This window comes from Acinetobacter sp. 778_lipA (assembly GCF_058242985.1).
This window is the reverse complement of sequence record NZ_JBZAYT010000001.1, coordinates 2,146,975-2,159,175: the sequence shown is the minus strand read 5'-3', so window position 1 is coordinate 2,159,175 and position 12,201 is coordinate 2,146,975. Positions and strand designations below refer to the sequence as shown.

The following is a 12,201-nucleotide window of genomic DNA, read 5'->3' as shown; positions in this document are numbered from 1 at the left end:
ATTCAGATTAAGGTAAATAATAAAACAATTATAGCTTAGAACTCTGCAATTATTTTTAAAATATTACCCAGCATAAAACAAATAATATGTCAGAATCAGATCAATTAAAAAATAGAGTATTTAAGCAAAATTTGATATTTGGATAAAAAATTAAGTATTAAAAATGATAAAAAGCTTTGTTTTTAGTTCAATTTTTTATATAAACATATACATAAAGATTAAAAATTAACGAGACATTAAACAGAGATAAACAAATGAGAAGATTACCCGTATATTTATTATTAGATACATCAGGTTCGATGCATGGTGAACCGATTGAAGCCGTTAAAAATGGTGTTGAAATACTGGTTTCTTCACTCAGACAAGATCCTTACGCGCTTGAAACAGCCTATTTATCTATTATTACTTTTGATACTCAAGCCAAGCAGTTGATTCCCTTAACTGAAATTGCGCTGTTTCAACCGCCTCAATTACAGGCAACGGGAACTACACAGTTGGGCGAAGCGCTTGGATTATTGGCAGATAAAATTGATCAAGAAGTGCAAAAAACCACACCTGATACCCGTGGTGACTGGAAACCCTTAGTTTTTATTATGACAGATGGTGCACCAACGGATGACTGGACCAAAGGTTTTGCAAAACTCAAACAAGCTAAGACGGGGATGATCATTGCTTGTGCAGCGGGACATAATGCTGATAGTAGTATTCTCAAACAAATTACAGAGGTTGTAGTAGAACTTGCAACCGCAGATTCAAATACCATTAAAGCCTTCTTTAAATGGGTTTCTGCAAGTATTTCTACAGGTAGCCAAAAAGTAGATGCAGGTCAAAAAGAAGTCACAGGCTTAAATGATCTTCCACCACCACCACCTGAAGTGAATGTGGTTTTATAAAAATAAAGGAAAATGCATGGCAATTACATTAGTAAAAGGTCAAGGACTCAGTCTTGAAAAATCTAAACATGATTTAGAACGAGTGACGATTGGACTCGGTTGGGATATCACTGAGCAAAAGAAAGGCTTTTTAGGCGGATTATTTTCAGGCGCTAAGAGTGAGGAACACGATCTAGATGTGGTGGCATTTTTATGTGATGCTAGTGGAAAAGTAAAAGATCTAGGTTGGAATGCCGCAGGTCAAGCCACACTCGAAAATAGTGATGTAATCTTTTTTAATAATTTAAAACATCGTTCAGGGCAAATCTGGCTGACTGGAGATAACCGTACTGGTGCTGGTGACGGGGATGATGAGCAAATTATTGTCAAATTAAATAGCTTGGCAGCTGAATATCACAAGATTGTTTTTATTGTTCAAATTTACAATGGTGCAAAAAACAATCAGCATTTTGGTCAGGTGAAAAATGCCTTTATTCGTGCTGTCGATGGTACTGGTAAAGAAATGGTGCGTTTTGATTTATCAGGCATTGGTCAATATGATCAACAACGTTCATTATTATTTGCTGAACTGGTCAGAGAAAATACTGGTTGGAAATTTAATGCGGTCGGTAATGCATCACCCACGGATAATTTCGTGGAATGGTTAAAAAAATATAGTTAAAGAATGAGAATATAATGCGCCGTTTACCTGTATATATTTTATTAGATACATCTGGCTCTATGCGTGGTGAGCCAATTCACTCGGTGAATGTTGGCTTGCAGTCAATGCTCAGTGCATTAAGACAAGATCCTTATGCGCTTGAAAGCGTGTATTTAAGTGTGATTACCTTTGATATTAATGCAAAAGTTTATTTACCGCTTACCCCTTTGGATCAAGTTCAAATTCCAGATCTAGATGTGCCCAATGTGGGAGCAACATTTATGGGTGCTGCATTGGAATTACTGGCACAGCAAGTACAACAGAATGTGCAAAAAAGTAGTAATGAGGTTAAAGGGGATTGGCGCCCGTTATTATTTTTGATGACAGATGGTTCACCCTCAGATGTCTATGCTTATCAGCAAATCGTTCCCACAATTAAACAGCTTAATTTTGCCACGATTGTCGCTTGTGCTGCGGGGCCAAAAGCGAAAACCGAATCCTTGCTGCAACTAACGGACCAAGTGGTTGTGTTAGACACCATGGATTCAAATAGTTTTGCTAGCTTCTTTAAGTGGGTTTCTGCAAGCGTGGTCGCTGGTAGCAGTAGCGCAGGGGTATCCGATTCAATTTCTTTACCACCACCACCTGCCGAAATTCAGTTGGTTTTATAACTGGATATTACTTGACGTTAAAAATGTTAAATCAAACAGGTCAGCACTTATCTGTTTGATTTAGATTTTTGAATAATATGATAAAAATAATGTAGGTGAAGTTATGCGTCGTTTACCGGTATTTTTTGTTCTTGATTGTTCTGAATCAATGGTCGGGCAACCGCTTGAATCAGTTCAAGAGGGTGTGGAGTTTATTTTAAGCAGTTTAAGAAAAGATCCTTATGCGCTTGAAACTGTATTTATTTCCTTGATTGCATATGCAGGGATTGTCAGAACATTGGTCCCTTTAACTGAGTTATTTGCCTTTAATCATTTTAATTTGCCCTTGGGTGGTGGGACACATTTGGGTAAAGCTTTAGATCATTTGGGTCAGGAAATTGATCGTTATGTGATGAAAACCACCAGTGAAGTCAAAGGCGACTGGAAGCCAATGGTCTATATATTTACCGATGGTCGTCCAACCGATGAATATGATCAGGCAATTCAACGCTGGAATGCTAAATATGCGCATAAAGCAACAGTCGTCGCCATTGGTTTAGGTGCAGATGTTGATTTTTCTGTGCTGAGTAAGATCACTGAAAATACCATTTCAATTGATCAAATCAATCAAGAATATGTCAAAGGTTTGTGTAAGTGGATCACGGCCTCTGTGGTCTCACAAAGTATTAGTATTGGTAGTCATCAACAAAAAGATGAACTGTTGCCGATTGATGAGCGTTATATGCGCTTGGCAAAAGATGCATTGTCCCTGCAAAAAAATAAAGCCGATGATCATTGTGCGATATTTGTGGGTCGCTGCCAAAAGATGAATAAACCTTATATCATCAAATATATACGAAATTTACAGTACAAAGGTCCAGCTGATTTAAATATCAATATCTATAATTTTAAGTTAGATACCTGTAGCGCGATATCTGAGGAGTATTTTACTTGGTCAGATCATAATGCATCAAATAAGCAGATCAATACAGCTGAGCTCGATGGTTTCCCTGAATGTCCACATTGTTTTTCTGAGACCGCTTTTGCCGTGTGTGGTTGTGGTAATTTGATGTGCTATGACGGCTATCGGGAATCTGTGGTTTGCCCGTGGTGTCGTCGACAAATCAGTTTCTCGTCTGGTGAGGGAGATTTCGATTTAACCCGTGGTCAAGGTTAGGCTTTATCTGTTGATGAATACATTATTAAAGCATTGCTGTATTGACGAATATTAAAAATCTATAGGGCTAAACGCTTAAATGCATTGTGATTGGTGAGTGACCAAATGGCCAAGCGAATAGAATAGAAAAATGGGTAGAGGGTAAAATGGATAGTCATGTATGCAAATTAAAGCAGATTTTGGAACATAATTCCGCTGATTTCAGTGAAACATTTTCTCAATTTCTATTAAGTGATCCGCAAAATCTCAAACAACTTTCAAAACTCATCAACGAATTGGAAAAAGTTAAGATAGCTTCGCCGTGTTTGAACAAAATCAATGAAGCTGATTCATTGGATAATGCATCAGCTACAGAGTCCCAGCATAAAACTATAAGCTCGGATAAACCCCAAGTCACTGTACAAAATAATGTTCAAGAGCAAGCCTGTTTTAATCAGCAAACTGGAACCAATCAACATGCTAGAGTGGATGAACAAGTCAACTTTGATGAAAGTATTCAACAAAATTGTGATGATCCTTTAGTGAATGTAGATCAACTCGATACATCATCTGAAAACATCAACTCAGTTGGGGCAATTTCTGATACGCAAAATATCACTTTAGATCTTCACACAACATTGGAACTCGCGCCGATCTTACAAGTTGAAAAGCAAATTGTTGTAGATCAAGCCGAGAAAATGTCAGCCTTTACAATTGAACCTAATTTAGAAAATAAGTTGACGATTGATGCTAAAAATATAAGCTCAACCCCTGAAATAATTTCTTCTGAAACTGAGAAGAATAGATTAGAGATCGAATCTGTGTTTAGACGAAGTAAATATGAAGACATTAAATTTCAGGTTGAAAATGCCCGAGTTGGACAACACTATCAATCTCGAATTTCAGTGATTTCTCAACATGATGTCAATCAATTAGTATTCAAACCTGAAAGCTTTAAATTTCCAGATACCAGCTTTTATTTCGATGAAGCCACACAACGTATTCATGGTGAGCCACAACTAGCAGATTCAATCGAATTTTCTTTTCAGTTTATTGCTGATGGAGAAACACGCTCCGCCCAGTGTCGGTTGAATGTCATTGCAGACCCACGCAGTTTATGGAAAGTCATTGAACCTGAGTCTGGGCAAAAATTTAGCAAGCCACATTTGGATCAAGCTTTGATTGATGCGGTGGACTATAAAATTATCGCTGCAAGTCGTCGAGGCCGTTCACATGAACACGCAGGCTTATTTAGAGATGATGATTTCTCAATTACCTTAATCGAGAATACACCTTGGTCGGTTTTGACTGTGGCAGATGGTGCAGGCAGTGCGCAATACTCAAGAGAAGGTTCTCGAATTGCGGTTGAGATTGTTGAAAATAACTTGAAAAACTATTTAAACCCACAAACGGTTGAAAGCCTGATTTCTGATTTAGAAAAGTGGAAAGTGGGCAGTCAAGATGCTGAAACTGTTGAAGTTGCCAAGAAGTTAAATGAGCAGTTTCATCATGTATATTATGAAATATACAAATCAATTATTAACCAAATCCGATTACAAGCAGAACAGATTGAGGCAAATACTAAAGATTTTTCAACCACATTGCTGGTTGCGGTCGTATGTAAATTAGCTGATAAAACCTTTATCAGTGCATTCTCAGTGGGAGACGGTGCAATCGCAGTATATAGCGATAACAACGTGCGCCTGATGAATGTTCCAGATGGTGGTGAATATGCAGGACAGACTAAGTTCCTAGATCTGAGTATTGCTACAGAATTTCCAAACCGTTTAAAAATAGGCTGTTTTAAAGATACCAATGCCATTATGTTGATGACAGACGGTATTTCAGATCCAAAATTTGAAACAGATTCTGGTTTATCCAATTTTGATAAATGGCAAAGTTTATACCGTGAACTAGATCCGTTGCTACAGAATGAAGCAGCCGACACTGCATTGTTGGAGTGGATGCATTTCTTTACAGCTGGCCATCATGATGATCGTACTATGGCCGTATTATGGAATAAGCATTCAACAACATCTGTATAAATAATATCTAAGTATTTGAAGAATATAATGTAAGGTGGCAAATATGTCAGCAAAAATTATTAAATGTACCACCGTTGATGGACGTGAAATAGAATTTGTAGATGAAATTATCGGTTCAGGTGCAATGAAAGATGTATATTTTTCACCTGATCGTAGTTATGTGGTGTGCTTTTTCAGTAAAGAAAAGAATAAGTTTTATGAATCTAAAGCCACCTTTGAGCAGCAAAAAGATCGTTTAAAAGAAATTGTAGGCAATAAGTGGCAAAGTATCTTTAATGGGATTGGTGGGGATTATTGGAAGAATATTTTCTGCTGGCCAGATGGTTTAGTTGAATATAATAATTTGCTTGGGATTACCGCCCCAACCTATAGAAAACAATTTTTCTTTGAATATGGTTCAAAAAATAATGATTTTCTGCAAATCAAAGGCAAAGAAAAAGAAGGGAAATGGTTTGCAAGTGCAAACAACCAAAACAGATTTCTCGACGACAAAGAAAAAGGTACTTGGCTAAATTACCTTAAAATAGGAATTCTAATTTCCCGCGCAGTACGCCGTATGCATGCTGCGGGTTTGGCCCATTCAGATTTATCTTATAAAAATATTTTGGTCGATCCTGTTTCTGGGAGTGCCAGCGTTATCGACGTTGATGGTTTGGTAGTACCTGGAAAATACCCACCGGACGTTGTCGGTACTCCTGATTTTATTGCGCCAGAAGTGGTACGCACTAGTCATTTATCCAAAGACAATCCTGATCGTTATTTACCCAGTATTGCGACTGATAAACACGCTTTGGCAGTATTGATTTATATGTATTTATTGTATCGACATCCGTTACGTGGTGGAAAAATTCATGATATGAATGATCCGCAAAAGGATGAAACACTGGGGATGGGTGAAAAAGCGCTGTTTATTGAACACCCAACAGATCATAGTAATCAGGTGAAACCAACTCAACTTAAAGTGAGCCAGCAACCATGGGGTGATCCTGCAAAAGTACCTTTTACAGTGACTGGACCGTATTTGTCTGAGCTCTTTATCAAAAGCTTTGTCGAAGGTTTACATGATCCGGCCAAGCGTCCTTCAGCCAATGATTGGGAAACAGCTTTGGTCAAAACAGTGGATTTGATTCAGCCTTGTCATAATCACCGTTGTGGTCAAAAGTGGTATGTCTTTGATAATTCAACTAAACCTGAGTGTCCATTTTGCCATACGCCGTTTAAAGGTAAATTACCTATTCTCAATCTGTACTCAGCACGGCAGCAAGGTAATTTTAGACCCGATAATCATCGTTTAATGGTATGGACAGGTCAATCTATTTACGCATGGCATACCAATAATATGATTGCACCGAATGAACGATTGACCGCAGAACAGACCAAGCGGAAAGGGTATTTTGTTTTACATCATGATGTGTGGTGGTTGGTCAATGAAGATATGCCTGATCTTACCGATGTTGCCAATAAAATACAGATCCCGATTGGTGGTAAAATTGAGTTAAAAGATGGTGTTCAAATTTTATTTTCTAAACAAGATGGCGGTCGTTTAGCTGTGGTACAAATGGTTGAAGCATAATGTGATGCTTCAACCTCTAAATAGGGCCTATACCACCAATATTTTGTCGTGTGTTGAACAAGAGGATTTGACCAAACCAAAAGTTTTATATCTGAGTAAAATCATTTCAGCCCAATTTTTATGGGTGGCAGGTTCGATCATTGAACCGTGACTTTTAAATACACTTTTAGCGTCGTGGGCCAAGATTAATTGAGCCTCATGGAAATCTTCAGGTTGAACTTGTAAGGCATGATGAATATGAGCAATTTGCGCAGGATGAATTGCAGTTTTGGTATAAATTCCATTATTCATGTCTTGTGCAAGTTCTTGCATCAATAACTGTGTATTTTCAAAATGTTCGCAGACAGGTGAACTCAACTGAAAACCATTTGGAATAAATAATCCTGCCAATTGTGAAATTAGAATGCCTACTGGAGTTTGATAAATCGTGGTATTTTTGGGTCTACGCAGATTTAGACAAGACAACAGATCATTACCACCAATTCTTAAACATAAAGTTTTATGAAAGTCATATTTAAGCGCTTGGTAAAGCTCAATATTGTGTGCCACATCAAAGATTTCTTTAGTTTCAAGCGTTGGCATATATTGTAAATTAGCTGGTAATACATTCATCCAATTCTTTAGATTAAACACATTAAACTTAGGCAAAATCATGCCATTAAATGTTTGATTTAGATCCCAGTCGACAATGTGTTTTGCCATTTCCATATTTCTTGGGCGGATAAAAATGGCAGGGGCTTTTAAACTCGGTTCATCCAGCCGTCTTTGCAATAAAAGTTTTAAATTCACCATTGCTGTTTGAACATCTGATTCAAGTACAGCGTCTTCAAGACATACCGCAATTGATTTAATCTGAGGAAATTTAAGTCCTTGGGTAACTTCCCACAATTGTTCATGTGTTGCAGGAATATACATGGTTGCGCCAAGTTCAATAGCGTGTAAAAGTGGTTTCATTTTTTCTTCTCTACTTTTTTTATCAATGTTGCTGCGTGATAAGGGCCTAATTTTGTTCCCAAAATATCAACCGGAATATTTCGTTCACGTGCAAAGTGCAATAATAATTGTACATGAGGGTTAGATTCATCTTTCAATAAGATTCGTTCAGGTACTCGTCTTAAAACTGCACGGGTTGCTTCAGCAATACTAGGTTTTATATGGTTAATATTTTGAATCGCATACTCTGTTGCAATCCAGTCAATCGTTGTTGCACATTGTTGCTGTTGCGCTAAACGAATCTGATCGTTCCAGCTTACCTGCATATCTGTGGGATTTTGTTCAATCAACTCGCGTATTTTTTCGACAAAAATTACTGAAAGGTCGTAAGGTTTTAGCTGATCATAGATCAAACAACTGTGCCATTTTTGTGTCTGATAGCAATTATTTCGAGCATCTTGCTGTTCTATGCTTTCTTTTAAAATCGTCCGAGAAGTCAATCCAGAGATTACAGAACCCAATATCCCAAACGGAATCAACCAATCATCTGTACTTGCACTTAACCAAGAATACCCCCCCAAATCAGAAAGGGTAACTAAACGTGGGATCTGCCAATTTTGATCAAAGAGCTCAGGAATCTCTTGTAAATTTTTTGTGAGTTCTTTGCATATCGCACCTTTACCTGTCCAGCCATCTACAAAAACGATATTTTGAGCACCATGTTGTTCAATAATTGCTTGCAATGCAGCAAAGTCGACGCCTCGATCACGAATTATACTAATACCATAGTGATAGCAAGACTGGTATTTTTCAAGATAATGCTTCAGTAAAACACCTAAAGGTACACCAGCTCGAACCAAACTTACCAAAACAATCTCTTGATTGGGAAAGCGTTGCACCAAACTGTTACCAATTTTTTGAACTTCTTCGGCAAGACGTTGTGCACCTTGCTCAAAGGCATGTTGATAATGTTGCATTTGTTCATCTGTTGGCGGATGTTCAGCACTGATCATTTGTGAATAGTGCATTTTTCCTGACTGGATCAGATATTCTTTTTCTTCAACGGCAGTGGGTTGAATATTATCAATCTGCATCAAAAAAGTGACATCTTCGGGACGGTATGAACCGTGAAAGCCAAGCTCGCTCAATGTTGGATTGAGTAGTGTGATCAATGAATTAGACATGACCTAAATATCCTTTAGTGTCAAAATCATGGCTTAAATGTATATTGAGAAACTTATCCAACTGACTACTTTTCGGCATTCCAAACCAGTCGCAACAGCTGAGGAATCCAGCATCTGATAGACTATCGCCCCAACCTAAAATAATACGTTCTCGTTGCGGATCATGTTTTTGAATATAAAACTCAACGGCGCTTTGTTTGCTGACATGATGTGGAATAATCGCCAGATTATTGCCATTGATATGGATATAGCACTGTTCCAGTAGCGTTTTAGGTAATTTTTCAACAAGCTGATCTAAAAATAAGGCACCAGTTTGTTTTTGCTTTGCAACAGAATAAATACTCAGTTCATTTTCAATCAAAGTCCAAGTTCTGACTTCACCCAAATCTTTGGCGTAGTCATGCAAAGCATCTGGCAAGTCAGTCAGTATGCCATTGAGTTGAATTTCATGTTGTTTTTGAAGATCAAACCAGTCTGTATCTACAGCTAAATTCTGATCTAGAATTGTGCCCCCGTGGGAACAAATCGCACCATATTTAAAGGGGATTTGTACACGTTTAAATCCTTCAACTGAGCGAGCAGTTACAGGCACAACCTCAGCAGATTCAAGCAACCAATTCAAAAAAGACTGCTGTTTTGGACTCATATATGAAAGCGGTTGTCCTGAAATATCTGTAGTCACTATTTGATGTTGTGGTGTCGGTTGCTGTTTTCGATAAGTTTGAAATAAAGTGTCATCCAAGTCGACAAAGACCAAAGGTTTAGGGTTCATAACTGATCACTTCCAAATTTTTGATTTGTTCAAACAAGCTTGGGTCTACACTATCTTGATGTGTTTCAATCACCAAAAGCACCCGGTCAAACTCTTGATGTTTAACGTTATAAGCAAAGTTTTGGATATTGAGCCCATAATTATCATGAAACTGGCAAATACTTTTTATCGCATGTCCTTGCATGATCGGTGAACGTGTTGTTGAACTGAAATAAGTTTCCGCCCCTTGTTGTTCTAACTGTTCAGCAATAAGAAAAGGAATCCAACTAAATTCACCTGAACCAAGTACGAGTATTTTTTCGCCGGGATGATTTATGTGAATATCTTCCCATGCTGTACATTCTAAATAACCTGGCTCACGTCCCCAATCATTTGGTGCAATAATTTTCTGTGCCTGTTGCTCAGTGGAGCTGACATTGGGCATATTAATCTGAATATTGTGTTGATTCGCTTGCCACTGCCAATTTCCTTGCAATAATGAAACCACTTCCACAGGGATATCAAGCTCATCCGTTGCAAGACTCTGCTCAGCCCAGTTAACCAATGTGACCAAGATCACGCGTTCAACTTGCTGCAAACCAGAATTTGTTAAACTATTGATCAGGTTTTTGAAGGTTTTTCCAGTCGAAATTTCATCATCAACTAAAATCAAAGTCTTTGAATCAATCACTTGCTGATGTTTGGCTAAATCATGACTGCTTAAAATAAACTGATCCTGAGCATGGCTATGTTCTTCTAGAAAAAGCCCCAATGTGGGTAAAGTCGATACAGGGTGTCGTGTTGTAGTTAAGAAAATCGCATTTTTGCCATGTTGTTTTTTTAATTCACGATAAATTCCAGCGCCCAAACCGACTGCTGTTTCGGCCATACCAATGACACAGATTGGACCAGCCAAATCTGTAGGCACTAAACTGGCCAAATCGCTATAGCTACGCTGCATAACAGAAGGTGGGACAGGGATATGTTTCCCCAATACTTTGGAAACAAATAAAAATGCTCTTTTAGGATTAATTCTTTCTGCAAAATCTAATAAATCATCTAAAGCCCAGTGGCTATGTTGTTGGTTAACTTGAACAGTGATTCGCCCACGACTTAAATCTATATGCTTCATCTAATTACAAATCCAATTTTATACTATGGGCAATCGGTAAAGCTTTTACAGGCGATTGGTGTGCTGCTCGAACTAAATTCAAATTTAATTTTTCAGCAATCAATTCAGCAATCAAATTGACTCCCGTATGTTGTGTATAGGCAAAACCACCAGCAGGGCGTGGATTGATCTCAAGAATATGCCATTGCAAGCTTTCATCTTGTTTAAATTGGATATTAATTAGTCCATCACATTGAAAATAATCGACTAAATCTATACAAATTTGATGACAAGGATGTTGCAAAAAACACTCTTGAAAATAAACATGTTTTATTCTGGTTACTTGAGTAATGATCTTTCCTTGACTACAAGCAATATCAACTGAACATTCTTGCCCGGCTAAATAAGGCATAATCAGATATTCAACTGGCTCTTCCTGTTGACTATATGCCTCTATAAATTGCTGAGTATTACATTTGGTCGGTGAACTAAAGTTTTTAAAGTACGATACATGATTCTGTAACCGCACAAAACCCGCACCATAAACCCCATAAACAGGCTTAGCACAGATTTCACTATGTTGCTGCTGTAATGTTTCAATGGATGCTTTCAGTGTTTCTGTGGAATTGGCTAATAATGCAGGAATGACAGATAAATTTTGCGCTTCACAATGTAAGGTAAATTGGTATTTATTGTTCATCAACTCATGTTGTTCTGAGCTGAGTGTACCAGTAATCAACTGAATACCATATTGTTCAAATTGGGTTCTATACGGTTCAATATGTTGACTGTGTTTACCACAAAAGAGCAGTTGGATATTATGTTCAATACATTGTTCTAATAACCATTCAGCACTCTTTGAAATAGCAGGTTGCTGTAGATAAACATCAGCACTCAATGCAAGTTCGGGACGGTTACGGCTGTGAGAACAAAATATAGTCAGTTGTTTTGATATACTAGAACTTTTCAGTAATTGAATCATATCATTTTGACAGGAATAACACTCGGCGATCCAAATTTTATATTGCTGTAGCACGGGTAATTTAATCTCAAATTTTTATAAAGAATAACGAAGATTTTAAAGCGACTATCTGATGCGCTGGAAAATATAACAATTCCCCACAGTGATACAATATTTAATTTTAATATTTTGTAAAAGTAATGAAACACAAAGAAAAAAACACTGAAACACTTGAGATTCGGAATTTTTATGGTAAAACATAACATATCTATTTTTTATTTGTTTTTTATAAAGAAAGTTAATT

Annotated in this window: 11 protein-coding genes; 6 read left to right on the top strand and 5 right to left on the bottom strand. The window is 37.5% G+C overall.

What is annotated here, in order from left to right; genetic code table 11:
- The first annotated feature begins 254 nt into the window (after window positions 1-254).
- The 6 genes from AC4CUY_RS10240 (at window position 255) to AC4CUY_RS10215 (ending at window position 6,957) form a co-directional block, all read left to right on the top strand.
- Window positions 255-893 (top strand): vWA domain-containing protein, encoded by a 639-nt coding sequence (locus AC4CUY_RS10240; protein WP_336951065.1) that lies wholly within the window; start codon window positions 255-257, stop codon window positions 891-893.
- A gap of 16 nt (window positions 894-909) precedes the next feature.
- Window positions 910-1,554, top strand: coding sequence for a TerD family protein (locus AC4CUY_RS10235; protein WP_490774072.1), 645 nt, complete (start codon window positions 910-912; stop codon window positions 1,552-1,554).
- Between the two features lie 14 nt (window positions 1,555-1,568).
- Window positions 1,569-2,204 carry a vWA domain-containing protein gene (locus tag AC4CUY_RS10230; protein ID WP_490774071.1) on the top strand — a complete coding sequence of 212 codons (636 nt, stop codon included), beginning with the start codon at window positions 1,569-1,571 and terminating at the stop codon, window positions 2,202-2,204.
- Between the two features lie 103 nt (window positions 2,205-2,307).
- Entirely contained in the window at window positions 2,308-3,360 is a 1,053-nt protein-coding gene (locus AC4CUY_RS10225; protein ID WP_490774070.1) for a TerY-C metal binding domain-containing protein, read from the top strand.
- 146 nt (window positions 3,361-3,506) lie between these two features.
- On the top strand, window positions 3,507-5,384 hold the full coding sequence (locus tag AC4CUY_RS10220; RefSeq protein WP_490774069.1) for a PP2C family serine/threonine-protein phosphatase: 1,878 nt from the start codon (window positions 3,507-3,509) through the stop codon (window positions 5,382-5,384).
- A gap of 43 nt (window positions 5,385-5,427) precedes the next feature.
- Window positions 5,428-6,957, top strand: coding sequence for a helix-hairpin-helix domain-containing protein (locus tag AC4CUY_RS10215; protein WP_336951070.1), 1,530 nt, complete (start codon window positions 5,428-5,430; stop codon window positions 6,955-6,957).
- A gap of 27 nt (window positions 6,958-6,984) precedes the next feature.
- Here the strand turns inward: AC4CUY_RS10215 and AC4CUY_RS10210 are convergent, their stop codons facing one another.
- From AC4CUY_RS10210 to AC4CUY_RS10190, 5 genes are read right to left on the bottom strand one after another with little or no spacing between them, the layout of a single operon-like run.
- A complete protein-coding gene (locus AC4CUY_RS10210) occupies window positions 6,985-7,911 on the bottom strand; it encodes an HpcH/HpaI aldolase/citrate lyase family protein (RefSeq protein ID WP_336951071.1) in 927 nt (308 codons plus the stop codon).
- Entirely contained in the window at window positions 7,908-9,074 is a 1,167-nt protein-coding gene (locus tag AC4CUY_RS10205) for a cysteine protease StiP family protein (RefSeq protein ID WP_419359689.1), read from the bottom strand. The genes AC4CUY_RS10210 and AC4CUY_RS10205 overlap by 4 nt, the downstream gene beginning before the upstream one ends.
- Window positions 9,067-9,846 (bottom strand): HAD family hydrolase, encoded by a 780-nt coding sequence (locus AC4CUY_RS10200; RefSeq protein ID WP_490774068.1) that lies wholly within the window; start codon window positions 9,844-9,846, stop codon window positions 9,067-9,069. Before AC4CUY_RS10200 ends, AC4CUY_RS10205 begins: the two co-directional genes overlap by 8 nt.
- Window positions 9,836-10,957 carry a phosphoribosyltransferase domain-containing protein gene (locus AC4CUY_RS10195; protein WP_419327219.1) on the bottom strand — a complete coding sequence of 374 codons (1,122 nt, stop codon included), beginning with the start codon at window positions 10,955-10,957 and terminating at the stop codon, window positions 9,836-9,838. The genes AC4CUY_RS10200 and AC4CUY_RS10195 overlap by 11 nt, the downstream gene beginning before the upstream one ends.
- 4 nt (window positions 10,958-10,961) lie before the next feature.
- Window positions 10,962-11,918: an ATP-grasp domain-containing protein gene (locus tag AC4CUY_RS10190; protein WP_419359687.1), complete on the bottom strand. Its 957-nt coding sequence runs from the start codon at window positions 11,916-11,918 to the stop codon at window positions 10,962-10,964.
- Window positions 11,919-12,201 lie beyond the last annotated feature (283 nt).